General features: G+C 36.3%; 21 protein-coding genes and 1 tRNA gene. 13 read left to right on the forward strand and 9 right to left on the reverse strand.

What is annotated here, in order from left to right; genetic code table 11:
- Positions 1-36 precede the first annotated feature (36 nt).
- From HCO57_RS04145 to HCO57_RS04155, 3 genes are read right to left on the reverse strand one after another with little or no spacing between them, the layout of a single operon-like run.
- Positions 37-1,995 carry a protein-disulfide reductase DsbD family protein gene (locus HCO57_RS04145; RefSeq protein ID WP_167987970.1) on the reverse strand — a complete coding sequence of 653 codons (1,959 nt, stop codon included), beginning with the start codon at positions 1,993-1,995 and terminating at the stop codon, positions 37-39.
- The gene (gene tilS / locus HCO57_RS04150; RefSeq protein ID WP_167987971.1) at positions 1,996-3,300 is read right to left on the reverse strand and encodes a tRNA lysidine(34) synthetase TilS; all 1,305 of its coding nucleotides are present in this window, start codon (positions 3,298-3,300) and stop codon (positions 1,996-1,998) included. It abuts the gene before it with no gap.
- Between the two features lie 19 nt (positions 3,301-3,319).
- Positions 3,320-3,853 carry an NADPH-dependent FMN reductase gene (locus HCO57_RS04155; RefSeq protein WP_167987972.1) on the reverse strand — a complete coding sequence of 178 codons (534 nt, stop codon included), beginning with the start codon at positions 3,851-3,853 and terminating at the stop codon, positions 3,320-3,322.
- 128 nt (positions 3,854-3,981) lie between these two features.
- On the opposite strand from HCO57_RS04155, the gene HCO57_RS04160 reads away from it, so the two are divergent.
- Complete coding sequence (locus tag HCO57_RS04160; protein WP_167987973.1) at positions 3,982-5,178, forward strand: heparan-alpha-glucosaminide N-acetyltransferase domain-containing protein; 1,197 nt, start codon at positions 3,982-3,984, stop codon at positions 5,176-5,178.
- 111 nt (positions 5,179-5,289) lie between these two features.
- Here HCO57_RS04160 and lpdA read toward each other — a convergent pair whose 3' ends face one another.
- Entirely contained in the window at positions 5,290-6,696 is a 1,407-nt protein-coding gene (gene lpdA / locus HCO57_RS04165; protein WP_167987974.1) for a dihydrolipoyl dehydrogenase, read from the reverse strand.
- A 57-nt stretch (positions 6,697-6,753) separates the two neighbouring features.
- A complete protein-coding gene (locus tag HCO57_RS04170) occupies positions 6,754-7,212 on the reverse strand; it encodes an Lrp/AsnC family transcriptional regulator (protein WP_080318432.1) in 459 nt (152 codons plus the stop codon).
- Positions 7,213-7,362: 150 nt separating this feature from the next.
- Here HCO57_RS04170 and HCO57_RS04175 point away from each other — a divergent pair, with 150 nt between their 5' ends.
- From HCO57_RS04175 to ribB, 11 genes are all read left to right on the forward strand, one after another.
- On the forward strand, positions 7,363-8,583 hold the full coding sequence (locus HCO57_RS04175) for an aminotransferase class I/II-fold pyridoxal phosphate-dependent enzyme (RefSeq protein WP_167987975.1): 1,221 nt from the start codon (positions 7,363-7,365) through the stop codon (positions 8,581-8,583).
- Positions 8,584-8,653: 70 nt separating this feature from the next.
- A complete protein-coding gene (nhaC, locus tag HCO57_RS04180; RefSeq protein ID WP_167987976.1) occupies positions 8,654-10,135 on the forward strand; it encodes a Na+/H+ antiporter NhaC in 1,482 nt (493 codons plus the stop codon).
- 212 nt (positions 10,136-10,347) lie between these two features.
- Entirely contained in the window at positions 10,348-10,992 is a 645-nt protein-coding gene (locus HCO57_RS04185) for a peroxiredoxin (protein WP_167987977.1), read from the forward strand.
- Positions 10,993-10,998: 6 nt separating this feature from the next.
- Positions 10,999-11,313, forward strand: coding sequence for a thioredoxin family protein (locus tag HCO57_RS04190; RefSeq protein WP_010516572.1), 315 nt, complete (start codon positions 10,999-11,001; stop codon positions 11,311-11,313).
- Positions 11,294-11,551, forward strand: a complete 258-nt coding sequence (locus HCO57_RS04195) for a DUF6952 family protein (RefSeq protein ID WP_010516571.1) — start codon at positions 11,294-11,296, stop codon at positions 11,549-11,551. The genes HCO57_RS04190 and HCO57_RS04195 overlap by 20 nt, the downstream gene beginning before the upstream one ends.
- Positions 11,552-11,644: 93 nt before the next feature.
- Complete coding sequence (gene tpx, locus HCO57_RS04200; protein ID WP_167987978.1) at positions 11,645-12,151, forward strand: thiol peroxidase; 507 nt, start codon at positions 11,645-11,647, stop codon at positions 12,149-12,151.
- Complete coding sequence (locus HCO57_RS04205; protein WP_167987979.1) at positions 12,144-12,509, forward strand: diacylglycerol kinase family protein; 366 nt, start codon at positions 12,144-12,146, stop codon at positions 12,507-12,509. Before tpx ends, HCO57_RS04205 begins: the two co-directional genes overlap by 8 nt.
- A gap of 57 nt (positions 12,510-12,566) precedes the next feature.
- A complete protein-coding gene (locus HCO57_RS04210) occupies positions 12,567-14,963 on the forward strand; it encodes a DNA translocase FtsK (RefSeq protein ID WP_167987980.1) in 2,397 nt (798 codons plus the stop codon).
- A gap of 16 nt (positions 14,964-14,979) precedes the next feature.
- Positions 14,980-15,624 carry a LolA family protein gene (locus tag HCO57_RS04215; RefSeq protein WP_167987981.1) on the forward strand — a complete coding sequence of 215 codons (645 nt, stop codon included), beginning with the start codon at positions 14,980-14,982 and terminating at the stop codon, positions 15,622-15,624.
- A 116-nt stretch (positions 15,625-15,740) separates the two neighbouring features.
- Positions 15,741-17,183 carry an LptF/LptG family permease gene (locus HCO57_RS04220; protein WP_136950125.1) on the forward strand — a complete coding sequence of 481 codons (1,443 nt, stop codon included), beginning with the start codon at positions 15,741-15,743 and terminating at the stop codon, positions 17,181-17,183.
- 4 nt (positions 17,184-17,187) lie between these two features.
- On the forward strand, positions 17,188-18,318 hold the full coding sequence (gene ribB / locus HCO57_RS04225; protein ID WP_167987983.1) for a 3,4-dihydroxy-2-butanone-4-phosphate synthase: 1,131 nt from the start codon (positions 17,188-17,190) through the stop codon (positions 18,316-18,318).
- Here the strand turns inward: ribB and HCO57_RS04230 are convergent, their stop codons facing one another.
- Positions 18,319-19,509: a DegT/DnrJ/EryC1/StrS family aminotransferase gene (locus HCO57_RS04230; protein WP_167987984.1), complete on the reverse strand. Its 1,191-nt coding sequence runs from the start codon at positions 19,507-19,509 to the stop codon at positions 18,319-18,321.
- 120 nt (positions 19,510-19,629) lie between these two features.
- Here HCO57_RS04230 and HCO57_RS04235 point away from each other — a divergent pair.
- Positions 19,630-19,714 (forward strand) — tRNA-Ser (locus tag HCO57_RS04235).
- Positions 19,715-20,284: 570 nt separating this feature from the next.
- Here the strand turns inward: HCO57_RS04235 and HCO57_RS04240 are convergent.
- The 3 genes from HCO57_RS04240 to HCO57_RS04250 form a co-directional block, all read right to left on the reverse strand.
- A complete protein-coding gene (locus tag HCO57_RS04240) occupies positions 20,285-20,881 on the reverse strand; it encodes a hypothetical protein (RefSeq protein ID WP_167987985.1) in 597 nt (198 codons plus the stop codon).
- A 226-nt stretch (positions 20,882-21,107) separates the two neighbouring features.
- Positions 21,108-21,704: a nuclear transport factor 2 family protein gene (locus tag HCO57_RS04245; RefSeq protein ID WP_167987986.1), complete on the reverse strand. Its 597-nt coding sequence runs from the start codon at positions 21,702-21,704 to the stop codon at positions 21,108-21,110.
- A 219-nt stretch (positions 21,705-21,923) separates the two neighbouring features.
- Complete coding sequence (locus tag HCO57_RS04250; RefSeq protein ID WP_167987987.1) at positions 21,924-22,574, reverse strand: hypothetical protein; 651 nt, start codon at positions 22,572-22,574, stop codon at positions 21,924-21,926.
- Positions 22,575-22,588: the final 14 nt, after the last annotated feature.

Here is a 22,588-nt window from a genome sequence, read left to right on the forward strand (position 1 = left end):
TGGTTGAGCGACTAATTTAATGAAATTGTTAAGATTTTATCTAGTGTTTAGCCCGGTTTTTAGCCAATTTAAATAGGTATTTTTATCCACGTATTGTACGGCCTCTGTAAGTACTTCTAAATCTGGTGATAGTAAAACATAGTAAGGTTGAGAAGCCGCATTAAAATTAACAGTCTGAAACGTTCCCCATTTTTGCCCAACTGTTTTAATAGCTTTAATTCGACCACCATCATATTGAAATTTAAACTGTTCCTCTTCCGCTAATTCTTTACGGTCATCTACATAAAGTGATATTAAAACATACTTTTCTTTAAGAATAGGATAGATTTCAGGGTCGCTCCATACATTTTCTTCCATTTTACGGCAGTTTACACATGCCCAACCTGTAAAATCTAATAAAATTGGTTTGTTTTCCGCTTTAGCGACCGCCAAACCCTCTTCAAAATCTTTATAACAATCAAGTCCTAAGGGACAATCTGATTTTTGTTCGGTAATAGAATAAAAGTCTGGAGGTGGAAACCCGCTTAAAACTTTTAGCGGAACCACTTTTGCTAGTCCTAAAATTAAAAAGAGACTAAAACCAAGGCTAACCACACCAACAATTTTTCTACCTGCAGACAACTTCTGCTTTGGACCATCATGCGGAAATCTGAAGATACCAAATAGATATAGTGTCAGCAATACAAAGACTATAATCCATATAGCTATAAAAACCTCTCGTTTTAATAATCCCCAATGCCCTACTAAATCAGCATTAGAAAGAAACTTAAAGGCTAAGGCTAGCTCTAAAAAGCCTAACACCACTTTTACTGTAGTCATCCATCCACCAGACTTAGGTAAAGAATTTAACCATGCAGGAAATAAAGCAAATAGCATAAAAGGCAGTGCTAAAGCAACTCCAAAACCCGTCATCCCTGCCGTTAAATTATTGGCCACACTACCTTCCGCCAGAGTTGTGCTTCCTAGTAAACCACCTAAAATAGGCCCTGTGCAAGAAAAGGATACTATAGCTAACGTAATAGCCATAAAAAATATGCCTAAAGCACCACCTACTTTGTTAGAAGCACTGTCTAATTTATTAGCCCAAGAATTTGGTAATGTAAGCTCATAATACCCAAAAAAAGAAAAGGCAAAAAAGATGAAAATGATAAAGAAAAACAGATTGAGCCAAATATTAGTTGCAATGGTATTTAATACCTGAGAGTCTACTGAATTAAATACATGAAAAGGCATACTTAATAAAAAGTATATCAGAACAATAAAAAAACCATAAAGCAATGCATTTTTAATACCCTTTGCCCTGCTTCCAGTATGCTTGGTAAAGAAGGAAACTGTCAAAGGAATAAGAGGGAAGACACAAGGGGTAAACAACGCAATTAACCCTCCTAAAAAACCCAGTCCAAACACTACCCTGAGACTGTTTTTAGATGGGCTAGCCACTCCATCAGCACCATTTAAACGTTCTTTATTCTTTAAATCCAATTTAAGGGCATCAGTCATTGCTAAACTTTTATCATCTAGCTTTTCTGTCACTACATTTAAAGCGGAACCATCTAAAGAGATATTAAATTCTTCTTCTTTTAAAACGCAAACTTCTTTACAAATTTGATAATACAGCACTACTTTTAACTGGTTAATCGCTGTGTTATTAAGCTTTATTTTTTGTTTAAAAAGTGCTTCATTTTTAAAAAAGGTCTCATCCACATCAAATACTTCGGTGTATTTAGTGTAGGTTTTACCCTCTATCGTTTTTCCTAGTAATTCATAATCTTCTCCTGCCCCCACAAATTCGAACTCACTCGGCATAGAACCACCTTCTGCGGTATATAGAGAATAGATGTACCAGTCTTTTAAAATACTTGCTTTAAACTGTAACTCATATTCTGTTTCAGATAGTTTTTGTACCTGATGAGACCAAATAGCTGGCGATTCTTCAGTTTGAGCAAAAAGTACATTGGTAATTAATACAAATAAGAATAGGAAACTTTTTTTCATTTAATCTAAAATCACTTTTACAATTTGAGTAGTATCAGCAGTTACACGATATCTATGGTCTAAACGATGACCTACAACCCAAATTATGTCTTCACCAGAACACAGCAACCACTGTTGTTCTTTAGCTATTATACTCATTTTTTTATCCTTGAAATACTTAGACAGTTTCTTTTTGCCCTGCATTCCGATGGGATAAAAATAGTCGGCATTCTGCCATTTTCTTAACACTAACGGATACTTTAACAAATCCTTATTTAAATAAGCAATGTTTTGTTTCTTTTCTTTAATAGTATCTACTTCTTCAAATCGCAAAGCAATTGGCCGTACTATTTGACTCATTTCTTTTTCTATAAAAAATTCATTTTCTGTTGCTGTACCTAGAGTAAGCAATAGCAACTCTTCTCTATCCTTAACCAATCTGTGTGTTGTAGAATAAATTTCTTTACCACTTGTACTCTGTAACATTCGCAATAAATCTTCCCATTGTGTAAAGCCATAGGGTTTAAAGAGTAGATGCAGATGTGCATCTAAAGGTTGTAGATTTCGCAAATTACTTATAGGAATACGAATACCGTATTCACCTTGCATAAAAAATTCTTTTCTAAGGCGATTGGCATATGCGTCTAGAAGCGTAGCCGATTCTTTTAAATAACCTAGGGTTTGAATAAAGTTCTGGTCAAAATTAGGATGCAAGCGTTCTAATTCTGGCACAATTTTATTCCGGATTCTATTTCGGATATACTTGTTGCTTTTATTACTACTATCCTCTCGCCATTGAATACGGTGATTCCTAGCATAAGCCATTAGCTCTTTACGCGTAAAAAGTAACAAAGGTCTATTATATTTACCATTTATGGCTGGCACACCCAAAAGGCCATCTATACCTGTACCTCTAGATAAATTAATTGTAAAAGTTTCTAAACTATCATTAGCGTGGTGACCTGTAAGCACAAAGTCATAACCATTTTTTTGGCAAAGTTCCTCAAAATATTCATATCGTAATTCCCGTGCAACCATTTGTATGGAACCGCCCTGTTTTCTTTGTATTTCCAAGGTATTAAACCCTGTGCTGTGCAAGGGTACCTGTAACGATTTTGCCAGTTGGCGCACAAAATCAGCATCACCGTCACTCTCTTCACCTCTTAAATGGTAATTGCAATGTGCTAAACTTATATTAAGCCTACAAGCTTTTGCAAAATATGCCAATAGCACACTATCTATACCTCCACTACATGCCACAAGTATTTTTGCAGAGAATAAATGTGGAAAATGCCGTTCTAAATGAGCTTTAAATTGGTCCAACATAGCTGGACAAAGGTACGGTTTACAAAGAATCTAAAAAGCTAGACAATGCCTTATTATATTCAGCTTCTAAATGGGAATCTAAAATTCCTTTTTCCGCGCTAAGATTAGCCATAAAACTAGGTAGGGAAAAAGTGGCTATTACTTCTGCTCCAAATCTTGGTAACAAAGCAGACACAGATGTTAATGCACCAATTGCGCCGCGTTGACCTGTAGAAGTTGCCATTAATAAAATCTTTTTGTTTGCTAGAAATTTACGGTCTACTCTGGATAACCAATCCAATAAATTTTTGAAATAAGCAGACATACTTCCATTATGTTCATTCACAGAAATAATTAGTGCGTCTACTTTTTGAATGTCATTTTTTAGCTCTATCAAAGAATTAGAATACCCATCTTTTTCCTCTAAATCTTCACTAAACATAGGAAATGGATAATTGGCAAGATTAAGTGTTTGTATTTGGTGATTTTCTATTTGAGAAACTGTGTAAAGCACCAGTTGATAATTAATAGATTTTGAAGAATTACTCCCAGCGAATGCCAATATATTAGCCATAGTGATTTATTGATTATTTATCCCTAAAATAACTTAAATATCAGCCATTTGATTGTTTTTTACCTAATTTTGCGGCATTAATAATCCATGGATGGTTATTTTGAATATATCCATACAAACAGTTGCATGTGAGTTCAAATTCTAAACGACTCTTTTTTATTGATGCCATGCGCGCATGGGCTATCTTAATGATGCTACAAGGCCATTTCATAGATGGATTATTAGACCCAGTATTTAGGCAACCTAATAATTTAGCTTATTCTATTTGGCTTTACTTTAGAGGCATAACAGCCCCTGTCTTTTTCACTGTCTCTGGATTTATTTTTACCTACTTATTGGTAGCTGCCCCGGAAATTGGCTGGAAAAATCCTAGAGTTAAAAAGGGGATTCGCCGTGGATTGCAACTTTTATTTATAGGTTACCTCCTCCGTTTAAATTTATTCGGGTTACTCAAAGGAGAACTCTATGACGGATTTTTTTTGATAGACGTTCTACAATGCATAGGGCTATCTATTTTGGGTATAATAACTACATATATAATCACCGCTAAAAGAAAAGCTTGGGTATTTCCTAGCGTTTTAATAAGTATAACCTTATTCCTGTTCATTTTAGAACCGATATATAAAACATGGACTTTTGAAGGGTTACCCATTGGTATCGCTAATTATTTCACAAAGGTTAATGGCTCTGTTTTCACTATTTTTCCATGGTTTGGTTATGCAACGGTTGGTGCTTTTTTATCGCTCCTCTTCACCAAATTCAAGTCCTTTAGAAACCTATATTCCATAGCAATTCCTGTGGCTTTAGTAATAGGCTACTTACTGCTTTTTCAATCTTCTAATTTATTTGAAGTTTTACTAGCTCAAACCCAGTGGAAGCTTTTTGAGCTTATTTTAAATAATAACTATTTGTTTATACGTCTAGGAGATGTTTTTCTAGTTTTTGCAGTCTTCATGCTTTTAAGGCAAGCCTTAACGCATAAAACCGTTCTAAAAATTGGAGGGAGTACCTTAACTATCTATGTAATGCATTTTATCTTACTTTATGGAAGTTTTACAGGCTTAGGTTTGTATAAATTTTTGCATCACGATTTGACTCCCACCATAGCAATACCTGGAGCACTAGCATTTATGTTTATTTGCACTTACCTTTCCTTGGTGTATATGAAGCACGAAGATGAAGTTAAAACACAAATTAGTTATGCTGGAAAACAAACCTTAATACATTTACATAACGGTGTAGCATTTGCTATTCCAATAGTAAAAATGGGTATTTCCCGTTTACGTCTTTTTATAATTCGACTATTTGTAGGTGTTCGAAGTTAATGCGAGGTTACGTAAGTATATTGCATGATTATAACTATCAAGACAAAAATTAAAAAATCCCGAAACTAAATATTTAGTTTCGGGATTTTTTATGGTAAAATGAATAGTAAATTAAACGTGTAAAGCCCTATCATCTGTTGCCGCTAAAGCAGCTTCCTTAACCGCCTCTGCAAATGTAGGGTGCGCATGGCTCATACGCGAGATGTCTTCCGCTGACGCGCGGAATTCCATAGCAGTAACTGCTTCGGCAATTAAATCCGCACAACGGGCACCAATCATATGTACCCCCAACACTTCATCTGTTTGCTTGTCAGCAATAATTTTAACAAAACCATCTATATCCATGCTTGCACGGGCACGCCCCAAAGCACGCATAGGAAATTGACCTACTTTGTAGCTAACACCATCTTCTTTTAATTGCTCTTCTGTTTTACCAACAGCGGCAACCTCTGGCCAAGTATACACTACACCAGGAATTAAATTATAATCTATATGTGGTTTTTGTCCAGCTAAAATCTCCGCTACCATGGTACCTTCCTCTTCTGCCTTGTGGGCTAACATAGCGCCACGTACAACATCACCAATGGCATAGATATTAGATACATTTGTTTGTAAATGATCACTTACCACGACCCTACCTCTATCGTCTAATTTCACACCAGCCGCTTCTGCATTTAAACCATCGGTATAAGGTTTTCTACCTACGGATACCAAACAATAATCGCCCTTGAACTCAACTTCATTGCCTTTTTTATCGTCTGCTTTTACTACCACTTCATCACCAACACGCTCCACGGACTTTACTTTATGAGAAAGCGCAAATTTCACTTTTTGCTTCTTCATCACTTTAGCAAGTTCTTTAGACAAAGCACCATCCATACCTGGAATTATGCGGTCCATATATTCAATTACCGTAACCTCTGCTCCTAAGCGTTTGTACACTTGACCTAGTTCTAAACCTATGACACCGCCACCAATAACTAAAAGGTGTTTTGGTATTTCTTTAAGTTTTAAGGCTTCGGTAGATGTAATAATTTTTTCCTTGTCAATAGAAATAAAAGGCAAGCTAGACGGTTTAGAACCGGTAGCAATTATTGTGTTCTTTGCTTCAATGGTCTCTGTACTACCATCGTTCTTAGCTATTGTAATTGTAGTAGCATCTTTAAAACTACCTACACCTTCAAATACCTCTATCTTATTTTTATCCATCAAGAACTGAACTCCCTTGGTAGTTTGCTCTACCACGCTGTCCTTTCTGGCTATCATCTGTGCTAAATTCACTTTAATTTCTCCTGGAATTTCAATTCCGTGCTCTTCAAAATGCTTAACAGCATCCTCGTAGTGGTGAGAAGAATCTAACAATGCTTTAGAAGGGATACAACCAACATTTAAGCAAGTACCCCCAAGGGTAGCATATTTTTCTATTATAGCTGTTTTTAGGCCTAATTGGGCACAACGTATAGCAGCAACATAGCCTCCAGGTCCAGAACCGATAACGGCCACATCAAATTGACTCATAAATTCAGTATTTAAAACAAAAATACCACATAAAATTGGTATAGAAAACTAGCGTAATTAGATGTAAACCGCGGTTGTTTTTTTAACCTGATTAATCACAAAAGAACTTTGCGTACTACCAATCTGGTCTATCGCCGTTAATTTATTGACCATAAACTCCCTGTATTCCTGCATATTAGCCACATTTACCAGCACAATGTAATCATAATCACCACTAATATGTTGGCACTCTTGTACTTCTTGCAATTGTTGTATTTGATGCTCAAAACGTAACACATTTTCCTTTGTGTGTTGTACTAACTTAATATGGCAATACACCGTAAAACTTTTTTGCACCTTTTTTTTATCTACCAACCCAACATAATCTGTAATAATGGCATTACGCTCTAACCGCTTTATACGCTCAAAAACAGCCGTCGTGGACAACCCTAGTTCTAAAGCATACGCTTTTGTGGTCTTTTTGCAGTCTTGTTGTAATAAGTTCAGTAATTTTTTGTCCGTTGCATCTAGTTCCATCTTAATGTCATTCGTTAAATATGAGATTAAAGATAGTAAAAGTGATTAATTTTCTAATAATCAGAATAAATCTGAATTAAATTCTTCATTTTATAAATTCTATTGACAAATACGCTTTTAAAAATGATTTTTACCAAAAATAGTTCTATCATGAAAAGCAAAGCCGCACAGAAATTACAAGACTTACATTACTTTGGCGAATTTGGAGGTGTTAATCCATCAATATCCGATTCTTCTACCTATACATTTTTATCTGCTAAAACCATGTTCGATACCTTTGAGGGTAATACCGAAGGTTGTTACTTGTATAGCAGACACTCCTCCCCTTCTAATTTATATTTGGGTGAAGCACTAGCAGCACTGGAGCAGACAGAATCTGCCAACGTATATGCCAGCGGCATGGGAGCCATTACAGCGGTAATTATGCAATTGTGCAATGCTAATGACCATATTGTAACCAGTAGGACCATTTATGGCGGTACCTACGCTTTGATGAAGAATTTTTTACCAAAATTCAATATTAACAGCAGTTTTGTTGATATTACTAAATTAGAAGCTGTAACCGCAGCCATTACCCCAAAAACCAAGATGATTTACTGCGAAGCGGTTAGTAATCCACTCTTAGAAATAGCGGATATTACAGCACTTGCCCAATTGGCAAAACAGCACAATATTCCTTTAGTAGTAGACAACACTTTTTCCCCGCTAAGCATTAACCCTGCAAGTCTTGGTGCCGACATTGTAATTCACAGTTTAACCAAATTTATTAATGGCACCAGTGATTGTGTAGCTGGCGTGGTGTGTGGTACTACAGACTTTTGCTTAAGTTTAAAAGATGTAAATGATGGTGCTGGTATGCTTTTTGGCAGCACCCTGGATAGCCTACGCGCCGCTTCCATCCTAAAAAATATGCGCACCCTGCATATTCGGATTAAAAAACATAGTGAAAACACTCATTATTTAGCCAACAAGTTTGAAGCGGATGGTTTAAAAGTGGTTTATCCCGGTCTGGCATCCCATCCTGGGCACGAAACCATGCTAAAACAATTGAATCCTGAATACGGCTTTGGTGGCATGATGACTTTAGACGTTGGCTCTTTGGACAAGGCCAATGCGCTGATGGAATTGATGCAGCAAGAAAACTTGGGATACCTTGCGGTAAGCTTAGGATTTTACAAGACCTTATTTAGTGCTCCAGGAACATCTACCTCTTCTGAAATTCCAATAGAAGAGCAAAAAGAAATGGGCCTTACGGATGGTTTAATACGTTTTTCTATAGGTTTGGACCATGATATAGAACATACATATAACGCGATGAAAAGTTGCATGCTAAAACTCGGAATTCTAGATAGTTCCACAGTCACAGCATAATTAGAAGCATTTTACGGCTTGCAGAACCTAGGTCAAAGTCGTAATATTACAGGATTGCAACTTGTATTACATGGCAGATAACAAACCAAACTACGAACACAGAGAAAACGAGAATATAGTATCTAACAGAGAATTAAATATTTGGGAGGCTTTATTGCCTGTTTTTATTCTTGTAGGCATGCTTGCCTTTAATGTATTTGTTTATGGAGACGATGCCCTAAGCGGTTCTAACCAATTTATTCTATTGCTTGGCGCAGCTGTTGCTGCCATTGTTGGTTTTTTTAACAAAGTATCTTACCAACAAATGATGGATGAAGTTGCAGAAAATGTGCGGTCTACCACAGGTGCATTGTTGATTCTTCTTATGGTTGGTGCACTTTCTGGCACATGGCTTATCAGCGGTATTATTCCCAGCATGATTTATTATGGGCTGCAAATTTTAAACCCAACCATATTCTTAGCGGCCTGTGTTGTTATTTGTGCCATAATCTCTATTGCAACAGGTAGTAGTTGGACCACCGCTGCTACAGTAGGAATTGCGTTAATAGGTATTGGAGAAGCCTTAGGTATTTCTTTGGGGATGACAGCGGGCGCTGTACTTTCTGGAGCCTATTTTGGTGATAAAATGTCGCCTTTGAGTGATACTACCAACTTAGCGCCTACCATGGCGGGGGGCGAATTGTTTTCTCACATAAAATACATGACCATTACTACCGTACCTACGGTAATTGTAACCTTAATCATATTTATCATCCTTGGTTTCACCATAGAAACAACAGGAACCGCACAAACTGATGCCTTACTGGGTACTATTAGTAGTACTTTTAATGTAAGCGGTTGGTTGTTTTTAGTACCCGTAGTTGTTGTGGCCATGATTGTAAAAAAAGCACCACCGTTGTTGGCCTTGCTAGTAGGTACGCTTTTAGGCGGTTTATTCGCACTTATATTTCAGCCAGAAATTGTTGCAAAAATAGGGGGCGGAGAAAGTCTAAATCTACAGACAGCATACAAAGGAATAATGGACGCCATTACAGTAGATGTGGCCATAGAAACGGATAATAGTAGCCTAAACGACTTATTTTCTTCTGGAGGCATGAAGGGGATGTTAGGTACCATTTGGCTTATTTTATGTGCTATGGTCTTTGGTGGTATTATGGACGGTATTGGCGCGTTGGAAAGAATTACTAAATCCCTACTAAAATTAGCTAAATCTACCTTTGGGTTGTTCGCTAGTACCGTAGGTAGCTGTTTGGCATTAAATATTACGGCTTCTGACCAATATTTGGCCATAGTGGTACCCGGTAAAATGTTTTCTAAAGCCTACGAGGAAAGAGGTTTAGCCCCAGAAAACTTAAGTAGAACATTGGAAGATTCTGGAACAGTAACCTCCGTTTTAATTCCTTGGAATACTTGCGGGGCTTACCACAGTAGCGTACTAGGTGTTGGTGTAGCGGAATACGCTCTTTTTGCCATTTTTAACTGGTTAAGTCCATTAATGACCCTCTTATTTGCAGCATTGAATATTAAGATTAAGCAATTAGAATCAAAATAAATTATTAGGAGCAATCTACACATCCATCCTTTTCTTTTCAATATGATAAATTAGTAGGTTTATTTTTGTCAAATCGTTAATAAATTAGATCGATTTTTACGGTATAACCGTTACCTATTTTAGTATAACATTTACTTATTGTACGTCATTTTAATAACTGTTTTATAGGGGTTAATTTTGCTAAAATTTTGAACCGATAAACACGAATAGATATGGCAATCGTAGGAAGAAAATTCCCAAACATTGAAGTAAACGCAATAGACGAATTAGGTGATGTATTCAAATTAAACATCCTTAAAAAAGCACAGGAAGAAAAGAAAAAAGTGGTTCTTTTCTGGTACCCAAAAGATTTTACTTTTGTTTGCCCAACAGAATTACACGCTTTTCAAAAAGCTCAAGCAGAATTTGAAAAAAGAAATACATTAGTAGTTGGTGCTTCTTGTGACACTGCAGAAGTTCACTTTGCTTGGTTAAATACAAAAAAAGACAATGGTGGTATAGAAGGTGTTACTTACCCATTAATTGCAGATAGCAATAGAAATTTAGCAAGTGCACTTAATATTTTAGATAACACAACACAAGAGTACAATGAAGAAACGGATTCTGTATTGTTAGATGGTGATAATGTTACTTTTAGAGCTACTTACCTTATAGACGAAGAAGGTACTGTATTTCACGAGAGCGTAAACCACATGCCTTTAGGTAGAAACGTTAGCGAATTTTTACGTTTAGTTGATGCTTATACCCACGTACAGGAAAAAGGTGAAGTTTGCCCAGCAGATTGGGAAGAAGGTAAAGAAGCTATGAATGCAGACCGTAAGGGCGTTGCAGATTACTTGGCTAACCACGTAAACTAATTAAGTATGTTACTAGAATTAGAACAGGACAATTTACAAGAAATCATTGCTGAGAACAGTAATGTAGTTGTGCAATATTCTGCTTCTTGGTGTGGTAACTGCAGAATCATGAAACCCAAGTTTAAAAAAGAAGCTAGGGAAAATGAGAATGTAACCTTTGTCTTGGTAGATGCAGAAAAGTTTCCAGAATCGCGCAAATTAGCAACGGTAGATAACTTGCCAACATTCGCTGCTTTTCAAAATGGAAGTTTAAAAAACCAAGTACAGACCAATAAGTACGATGTTTTAAAAACATTAGTTCATGAGGTTGCCGCTAATTAAACATTTGGTGGCTTTTGCAGAAGCCAACGATGAAGATTTCTTAATAGAGACCGCAGAAACATTAGAAGACCTTACAGAGAGTCCATCTTTAAAAGATGAAGAACTGGATACCGTGGGCGAATTAATTTCTAATATCTATGGGGCTATAGAAGTTTACAAAGAAGTAAAGCAAGGTACTCCCAAAAAAGAGGCCTTAAACGGTTTTATGTCTAGGGTAACGGGAGCCATAGATAAATAGAGGTTTTTAAACCTTAATACTATAAACCTTCCGCATTAACTTGTGGAAGGTTTTCTTTTTGTGCTATTTTTGAGAAAACATAAAAACAAAAAAATGGCTACAGTTACCTTAAAAGGAAACGAAATACACACAGTGGGGAACCTACCAGAAGTTGGCGGTACTGCCCCAGATTTTACATTGGTTAAAAACGACTTAAGTGAGTGCTCCCTGTCGGATTTTAAAGGACAAAAAGTGGTGCTAAACATTTTTCCAAGTATAGATACCGGAACATGTGCACAATCGGTTAGACAATTTAACCAAGAGGCAGCCGAACTAGAAAATACCAAAATTTTATGCATTTCTAGAGACTTACCTTTTGCACAAGCCCGTTTTTGTGGTGCAGAAGGTATTGATAGTGTAGAAACCGTATCTGATTTTAGGTCTGGAGATTTTGGTAAAGCGTACGCATTAGAATTCACGGATGGACCTTTGAAAGGACTACACTCCCGCTCTGTAGTAGTTTTAGATGAAAATGCGAAAGTTTTATATGCAGAACAAGTTGCAGAAACGGTAGACGAGCCTAATTATAAAGCCGCACTTGAAGCTTTGATGGATGCCTAAAGAACCATTTATCATTAACCGCATAAAAAGTGTAGGATATGCTTTTAAAGGTCTGTTTATTCTGCTTTTTACCGAAGCAAGTATAAAAATTCAGCTTTTTATTGCGGTTATGGTTACTATTGCAGGGTGGTATTTTAAGATATCGGCCATGGAATGGGCATTGCAATTTTTAGCGGTTGGTATGGTTATGGGTATAGAAGGTCTAAATACCGCTGTAGAAAAGATTTCGGACTTTGTACAACCAGAATACGATGAAAAAATAGGCCTAATCAAAGACGTTTCCGCTGGGGCTGTTATGCTGGTTTCCATAGTTGCGGTGGCAGTTGGCCTAATCATTTATATTCCCAAAGTACTTTAAAAAGCTTCGGCTTTTACAGCTAAGCTAATTTTGTAAATTTGCCCTTTTATTCAACCTATGGCCAAAAAACGGAGAAAATCCAAAGCATCTTCAACCCCTAAACCAAATCGGTTTGTACTATCCAAAAAGAATAAAATTATTTTTGGGTGTTTCTTAATCGTGTTGAGTATTGCCTTATTCTTCTCGTTTATCTCGTTTTATTTTACCTGGCAAGCAGACCAAAGCTTGTTGACCGAATTTAGAGACCGTAATGCAGAAGCTAAAAACTTGCTCAATAAATTTGGAGCAGCGGTAAGCCACTTTTTTATGTACAAGGGTTTTGGGTTAGCATCTTTTGTGTTGCCTGTACTTATGGCCATTAGCGGACTATACCTTTTTTTAGGATTGCAATACAAAAACTTAATTGGTAAATGGATTTGGGGCCTCATAGGGATGATTTGGACCTCTATTGCTTTAGGTTTCTTTGCTTTTGAATATCCGCTTTTGGGTGGATTGATAGGTTTTGAGATGAACGACTTTCTCCAAGATTATGTGGGTAAAATTGGTGTATTTCTGGTATTGTTATTTGCTTTGATAGTTATCTTGGTACAACTATTCAATTTTTCACCAGAAGCTATAGGTAATTATTTTAAGGCGATGGATTTGCCTAAGCGGAAACCAAAACCAGCAAATAACGCTGTAACTTCAAACGTAGAAGATACACCCCTATCCATTTCTGATGAGGATTCCGAAATTAATCTGGACACCTACACCCATAAAGAAGACATACCTCTATTAGAACCCGAAGCGCCAGAAACATCAGTAACAAACTCATCGGATATGGACATTACCATAACTCAACCCGAAGAAGAGGAAGAAGATGTTGATTTACAGGTAGAAGCCGCTAAGGTAGAAAAGGAAGAGACCAGCAGCACCGCGGAACAACTGGTAAAGGATTTTGGTGAGTTTGACCCAACTTTAGAACTTGGTAATTATAAATTCCCACCACTGGATTTATTAGAGCAACATGGTGCCAATACCAGTATCACTATAAATCAAGAAGAGTTAGAAGAAAACAAAAACAAAATTGTTTCTACGCTTAAAAACTATAAAATTGGTATTGCGCAGATTAAAGCTACTATTGGGCCTACCGTTACTTTATATGAAATTGTACCCGAAGCAGGTATTCGCATCTCTAAAATCAAAAATTTAGAAGACGATATTGCACTTTCACTTGCGGCATTGGGTATTAGAATTATAGCCCCCATTCCAGGTAAAGGAACTATTGGTATTGAGGTGCCCAATAAAAATGCTTCTATAGTAAGTATGCGTTCGGTAATTGCTTCCGCTAAATTTCAAAAGGCTGAAATGCAATTACCCATTGCTTTTGGTAAAACCATTAGTAATGAAACCTTTGTGGTAGACCTTGCAAAAATGCCGCACATGCTTATGGCAGGTGCTACCGGTCAAGGTAAATCGGTTGGTTTAAATGCTGTTATTACTTCCCTACTCTATAAAAAACATCCAGCAGAAATAAAATTTGTTCTGGTAGACCCTAAAAAGGTAGAGTTAACGCTGTATAATAAAATTGAACGTCATTTCTTAGCCAAACTTCCAGATTCTGAGGAAGCCATTATCACAGATAACAGTAAAGTTATTAGTACGCTAAATTCACTTTGTATAGAAATGGATAATCGCTATGAGCTTTTAAAAACAGCCATGGTAAGGAACCTCAAAGAATACAACACCAAGTTTAAGGCTCGTAAATTAAATCCAAACGAAGGGCACAAATACCTACCATACATTATATTGGTAATAGATGAGTTCGCAGATTTAATTATGACCGCAGGGAAAGAAGTAGAAACGCCTATTGCACGTTTGGCACAATTGGCAAGAGCTATTGGTATTCACTTAATTATTGCTACGCAAAGACCTTCTGTGAACGTAATTACGGGTATTATTAAAGCAAACTTTCCTGCACGTATTGCGTTTAGAGTAACCTCTAAAATAGATTCTAGAACTATTTTAGATACACAAGGAGCAGACCAATTAATTGGTCGTGGAGATATGCTTTATACTCAGGGCAATGATGTTACCCGTATACAATGTGCGTTTGTAGACACACCAGAAGTTAGTAAAATAACCGAATTTATCGGTTCTCAACGGGCTTTCCCAGATGCTCATTTACTGCCAGAATTTGTAGGTGAAGACTCTGGCACGGGAATTGATTATGAGATAAGCGAAAGGGATAGTAAGTTCCGGGAAGCAGCGGAAGTTATTGTCATTGCACAGCAAGGTTCTGCCTCTCTTATTCAACGTAAACTTAAATTAGGCTATAACCGTGCAGGTAGAATAATAGATCAATTAGAAGCTGCGGGAATTGTAGGTCCTTTTGAAGGTAGTAAAGCTAGACAGGTTCTGGTACCAGACATGGTAGCTTTAGACCAATTATTAGAAAATGAATCGAATACATAAAACGAATACAAAATCGATGAAAAAAGTATTACTATTTATCTTATTTATCGCACTAAGTGCAACCACTTTTGCCCAGAATTCACCAAAAGCAAAAGCGTTGTTAGATGATGTCTACAACAAAGTAAAGTCTTACGATAATATTGAAGTTACTTTTAAGTATGCTTTAGAAAACACAGAAGCCAATACAAAGAGTGAAACTAAAGGTAATGCCACCATGCAAGGCGAAAAGTACCGTGTAAATTTATTTGGTGCAACCCAGTTGTTTGATGGTGCTAAAGTGTACACTATTGTTCCTGATAATGAAGAGGTTACTATTGATGATAAATCCGAGGAAGAAGACACGATAACCCCTTCTAAAATGCTAACCTTTTACAGAGAAGGTCACAATTATAAGTGGGACATTTTACAAAATGTACAAGGCAGAAAAATACAGTATGTAAAACTTACCCCTATAGACACCTATTCTGACATTAAATCTATTCTTTTAGGTATAGATGCAGAGACCAAACATATTTATAAGGTTATAGAAACGGGTAAAAACGGTACTAAAACTACCATCACAGTTAATTCTTTTAAAACGAATCAACCTTTATCAAAAAGCTTGTTTACCTTTGACCAAGCCAAGTATGAGGATGAAGGGTATTACATTATTAAAAACTAATAGCCTGAATTAAATAAAACACATTTCCATAAAGAGGTCCTTGGCTAAGGCACCTCTTTTGGTTTTTATAACTAGATAACAAGAAAGACCAGGTGCTACCTATCATTGACCGATATATATTATCGCGATTCCTATACAACTTCTTCAGTTCGTTCGCAATTCTGATGATTATCTTCATCTTCCAAACCGTATGGCTATTTATAGATGACTTGGCAGGGAAAGATTTAGATTTAGCCATCATTGGTAAATTCTTGTTGTACTACATGCCTACACTTATAGACAAAGTATTACCACTTACAGTACTACTTGCTAGTATATTAACTTTTGGTACGTTCGCAGAAAACTATGAGTTCGCTGCTATGAAAGCTTCTGGTGTTTCTTTACAAAAAGCAATGCGGAGTTTAATTGTATTTGTAAGTATTCTGGGGATTGGAGCGTTCTTTTTGGCCAATAATGTAATACCTGCTTCTGAACAGAAGATTTTTAACATGCGTAGAAATATTGCTAAGGTAAAACCGGCTGCTGTAATAGTAGAAGGAGTGTTTAGTGATGTAGAAGGCACCAATATGAATATGAAGGTTGCTAAAAAATCTGGTGACAAAGACCAATACCTTCACGACGTTATCATCCACCAAAAATCTAAAAGCAACGTAAATACCACGGTAATCAAAGCCAAAGAAGGTGAACTTGTTAGCAGTGAAGGTTCAGACATTATTTCTCTTGTACTTAAAGATGGGTATTACTACGAAGAAATGCAACCTAAAGCCGCCAAAGAAAAACGGCAACAACCCTTTGCTAAGGCTTATTTTGATACTTACATTAAAAACATAGACGTATCCGCATTAAATAGTCAAGATATTGAGGAAGAATCAGATATCATGACAGATAAAATGAAAAACGTAGTACGTTTAACTAAGGATATCGATTCGCTAAAAGGAGTAAATTTAAAACAGGTTACAGCTTTTTCTCATAACATATATGCTCGGATGGGCGCTTTCCCAGTTAACCCAAAAGATTCTTTAAAAGGAAAGCCGAAACTAAAACCTTTAGACAGTATCATAGACACAGATGATATTCCAATGCTTTACAAGGACTGGCAGCAAACACAAATTTATAATAATGCCAAAAATTCTGTAAAGAACGTTATGAATACTGTCAATTCTAAAAAAGAAGAATTGGGTAAACGGTATGAGGTGTATAATCGCCACATTTTATCGCTACACAAAAAATTCGCACTGGCACTATCATGTATAATATTATTCTTTGTTGGTGCTCCCTTGGGCGCTATAATTCGTAAAGGTGGATTGGGATTACCCATGGTTATTGCAATCATCTTATTTCTAACCTATTATTTTATTGGGGTTTTTGCAGAGAATTCTGCCAAGCAAGGCGGTATCAATCCAATCTTAGGCGCATGGTTATCTACCATCATCATGTTACCCTTAGGAGTTTATTTAACTAGAAGGGCTACTGCAGACCGTGGTCTAATGGGAGACGGAAACTGGATTCAACAAGTAACTAAACTATTCAAAAAGAAAAAAAGCCAAGAGGCTGCATAATAGCATGGAAAAGAAATTTACTTTAAATACCATAGAAGAAGCAATTGCAGATATTAGAAAAGGAAAGGTAATTATTGTAGTTGATGATGAAAACAGAGAGAATGAAGGTGATTTTCTTGCAGCTGCTGAGCTTATTACGCCAGAAACCATCAATTTTATGGCCACCCACGGTAAAGGCTTAATTTGTGCTCCACTAACAGAAAGCCGATGCAACCAATTAGGGTTACACCGCATGGTAACCAACAATACAGACCCCTTAGAAACTGCTTTTACCGTTTCTGTAGATTTAAGAGGTCATGGGGTAACTACCGGAATTTCTGCTGGAGATAGAGCTAAAACCGTTCTTTCTCTAGTGGACGAAGATACACGCCCACACGATTTAGGAAGGCCTGGACATATTTTTCCGTTGATTGCTAAAGAAGGGGGCGTATTAAGAAGAACAGGGCATACAGAAGCTGCTATTGATTTTGCGCGCCTAGCAGGTCTAAAACCTGCTGGAGTAATAGTAGAAATAATGAATGAAGACGGTACCATGGCTCGGTTACCGCAATTGATAGAAGTAGCTAAGAAATTCGACCTTAAAATAGTCTCCATAGAAGATTTGGTGGCATACCGCATGGAACATGATAGTTTGATTGAGAAAAAGGAAGATTTTAATATCACTACTCGTTTTGGAGCGTTCCGTCTACGTGCCTATAAACAGACTACGAATGACCAAATACACATTGCTCTTACCAAAGGAAATTGGAAAAAAGGTGAAAGTGTATTAACACGTATCAATAGTACCTTGGTAAATAATGACATTTTAGGCACCCTAACCAATAATCCTGAAGACAAGTTAAAAGACATGTTTAAAGCGATAAATAAGGAAGAAAAGGGCGCTTTTGTATTCATAAATCAAGAACCTAAAAGCATGAATCTTTTAGCGCGTTTAGCGCAAGTAAAAGAGTTACAGGGTCAAGGCGAATTTAAAGCTCCAAAAATAGAAATGGATAATAAAGACTTTGGCGTTGGCGCACAGATTCTGCACAACCTTAACCTAACAAAAATTAAACTACTTTCTAATTCTGAACATACCAAACGTGTTGGTATTGTAGGTTATGGATTAGAAATTGTGGAATACGTTGGCTACTAATTAAATAGTAGCCAGTAGGGTTGCCATTTTTGTAGCGCGGGCTTCCATTTCTTCCGCAGACCAGCTTAATTTAATCAAACAAGATATATTGCGTCCTACCCAAGCGTCAGAGGCAGAAAAGTCTGCTTTGCTGTAGTCTGGTAGCTGTTGTAATACTTCTTTTGGTAATTTCCCTAGCGCTGTTTTATGGGTTAAGTGCTCCCATTTACGGTAATAGTGCCAATTATTATCAAACCAATAAAAACAAGCATCTACACCCCCGTCCTTAAGTGCCTTATGTGCTAATCTTGCCTTTTCTATAGTTGGCATGTAAAAATTTAAGAAAGAAAAGTTTTCTTCACCGCCTTCTGGCACCCGCCTAAAAGTGATACCCGGCACAGCCTTTAATTTCTCCTTTAAAATAGTATAGTTTCTTTTTTGTAATGCTATAAAGCCATCTAACTTTTCTATTTGCGCACAGCCTACAGCCGCATGTAGCTCAGAAATACGATAGTTGTATCCAAGAAATGGATGAGCCTCTGCTCCCCTATCATTCCCTATATGGTCATGTCCATGGTCAGAATATTTATGGGCATTCTGGTAGTAGGTTTTGTTATTAGTTAACACAGCACCACCTTCACCACACGTTATCGTTTTTACATAATCAAAAGACAAGCAACCTAAATCACCAATACTACCCAAGGGTTGGCCTTTATAGCTTCCACCAATGGCTTGGCAAGCGTCTTCTATTAATAACAAGCTATGCTTGGCACAAATTGCTTTTAACACATCTAAATCTGCCATAGAACCACACATATGCACCGGCATTATAGCTTTAGTGTTTGGTGTTATTGCTTTTTCTACCGCGGTTGGGTTTATTGTTAAGGTATCGTCCACATCTACTAAAATAGGAACTGCCCCTAAGGCTAAGATAGATTCAAAACTGGCTACAAAAGTAAATGTGGGCATAATAACTTCATCTCCTGCACCAATACCTGAGCTAGCTAAGGCAACAGTTAAGGCTGCGGTACCACTACTTACACAATGTACCTCCTTTACCTGCATTCTAGAAGCTAATGCCTGCTCCAGTTCTTTAGCTTTCCAATACCCATTGCGCATACCATCAAAACCGTAACGCATAAAAACGGTAGAATCTAATACTTGGTTCACGTGCTTTTTTTCTTCTTCAGCTATCATTTCAAATCCTGGCATGCCTATGTGTTTTAAAGTGATTACAAAAGTATGGAGAACAAAAGAAATATACCTTCTAATAAAATTTGTTAAGAATGTTTTTACAGATTTAAAAAAGGTTCTTATATTTGCACCCGCTTAGGAGAAATGGCAGAGTGGTCGAATGCGGCAGTCTTGAAAACTGTTGAGGGTCACACCTCCGGGGGTTCGAATCCCTCTTTCTCCGCAAAAAACCCTGTAATCAATTGATTTACAGGGTTTTGCTTTTTTAGATGATAGTATAGTTGACAGTTGTTGCGGCCATAAGATTTTGCTTGACTAAAAAATTTTTAAGATTGATAGCTTCCTTACGAAAAATATTAAATTGATTTTTTACAAAATTCCGATATACAATAAAGATTTTTTATCCTTTCGCTGTAAAACGATACTAGTATCTGGCTTCATTTTTTTAAAACCTGTTTATTAATTGTCCTTTAAATAGAATTTTAGATTCCTACAATCTAATTAAGTAGACTTTCTACGCTTAACTATACTACTCAGTAATTTCAGAACCAATCCTTTTTAATGAACTTTCAATGGTCCTATGTAGGATGCGTAACCCACAGCGTATGTACTATACGCCGATTGGTTGCTAAAGACAAAAGCAAGAGGTTGGTATTAATCGCGGTTTGTAATAAGTTAGCAAAACAAGTTTCTGGTATTGTAAAAAATGGACTTTCTTACGATGAAAAATTGGTGACAATTTTAAGCTAAAAAGGCTTGTTTTTCAACTCAGTTCTTTGTTGTACACCGTATTTTATCCATTTATTAATTCAAAAGACTCATTTACGTTTGCTTTAAAATCTCCTTTTCTAACTCTTCTAATAAAACTAAATTCGAGAGTTGGTTCTAAGCTACTGTCACTAATTATATTTCCGTTGACATCTTTATATTTAGACTCTTGCTTTGTAAATCCTCCAAAAATATCAATATCATACCATCCATTTTTAATTTCATAAAAGGGTTTGTTCCATTTGTTTGGGGTTTTCATAAGTTCTCTAACTTTTTCATCGCTAAAGTCATTCAAAAACCACCAAGTAAATAGGACTACTTTCCTGTTTTCAACTTTCAAAATATAACCACTTTTCTTGAAAATCAGTTCATTTTCAGACTTTTCAAATTCAGATTTATTCTTGGTTGTTTTAAATATTATGGTATATGGTTGGTTTACTATTTTAGACATTGGAAGAAGTATTCCGTTTTTTACAATTTCATCTCCGCTGTCATTAGTTGTAAATTCGGTTGCCAAATCATTGGACAAGTTGTTTTTCTCTTTGTAATAAAGCAAGAGCTCAACATCGCCAAGAAGAAAATAATCAATGGTGTCATTTAAAACTTCAGTAAACTTTGTCATTTTCTCAATGTTGGGTTTATATGGTGTACAACGGACTTGTGTATGGAACGTAGCGTGCAAAAAAGACACTAACTTTTCGGATTAACACAGAGCCGAATTTTTATATTTTGTTTTTAATTTTTCTCTTTTAAAAGCCAAATTAAAAATTTGGCGAACTTTCTAAATATACACACACCTTTCGGTTAAGCACTTATTAGCTATGTTTTATACACCGTGTTGTAGCACGTTATTTTTTGTTTTCATACTGTTCAATTGCCTTTAAGAATTTCTTTCCTCCAGCTTCATTTTGCACATTAATATTAAGTTCAAGATTGAGTTCAGGATGATTTTCTTTAGTCCAATTTAAAAGTTCAGTTCTATTCTTTCCCCAAGTTTCTTCGTCGAAATTTATATACTCCGTTTCTATTTCAGTTATTTTGTCACCTTTGAATCTTAAAATCTCATTTGTTACAAAAGGCTTTCCCATAAAGAAAACAATTCTCTTGTCCGATTTTGAAACCTTTGCTTTGACAGTTCCGTTTTCCATATTCATTTCAAGCACTTCATAAGTTGGCTCGAAAATCGAGTCCCATTTTAACCAGTTCCTCAAGTAGTCATTTTTAGAGTATCTCACTTCATATTCATATTTCGGTATCGTAGTTATCAAACTATCAGCTAATAAATCTTCCATTTTGGCGCTATTCGATTCATCAAGAGCCGCGAAATAATTTTTAGCAATTTGAAGCTTGTCAATTGTCTTTTCAGGATTTTTACAACTTATAAGTCCAACTAAAAGGATAAGGGAAATTATCAGAATTCGATTCATATTGATTTTGTTACTCATAATGTGCTACAACGCTTTAGCTATGAACCGTACGGGAGCTAACCGGCGTTTGCTTTCCGCCAAGTACATAGCGAAATCTTTTGGTTTTCTTTTTTTCTTTGTCCTACTAAAGAGCAAAATCCTAAAGATTTTGCGGACTTCATAAAAATACGCAAACCGTTCGTTTAAGCCCAAAGCCCGTATTGTTTATAGGTTTTGTTAGCAAACGTATTTATTCCGTTATTCATTTTCAATTGGTGGCGGTGGAGGCATATATTCAGCAAGGTACTTTTCCATTTCCATTGGATATAACTCAAACATAATCCTTTGATAACGCTCAATATTAAATCCACGATTCCCAAGTCCAGTTGTCCGTAAAATAGTTTTGTCCTTTTCTTTTGGACTAGTCATAATGAAAAAAGGACTACCAATTTTTTCTTGATGGTAAATATCAAAATCCATCATCATTTTTTCTAAGTTTAAAGAATCATTTTTTAATTGGTAATAAACCTTGGCAAAGTGCATTGGTTCATCATCCATAACACGTTTTTCGAGTAGTTGAAGATAAATACTGTCATTTAACTTAGTCACTTGTAACTGGTCATACTCTTCCCACATACACATTGACAATTGTACTCCAATATTCAAAGTGTCTCCATTTTCCATTTTGTCAGCAAACTGAGTATAATCCTTAGCCACTTTAAAGTCAGATAATTTTAGTTTTTCCTTTTCCTCAATTTTTTCCGCACACCCTAAGATTAGGATTCCAAAAACTAAAATTAGTATGTTGAACTTAGGTTTCATGATATGTTTGCTAACGGTTAGTGTATGATTAGTTGCGGACTTTTTCAACGGAAAATGTTCGCCTGTACCGAAGATAGTTAATTGCAAGGATTTCCTTTTTG

It is taken from the genome of Croceivirga sp. JEA036 (assembly GCF_011882165.1).
Classification (GTDB): Bacteria; Bacteroidota; Bacteroidia; order Flavobacteriales; family Flavobacteriaceae; genus Croceivirga.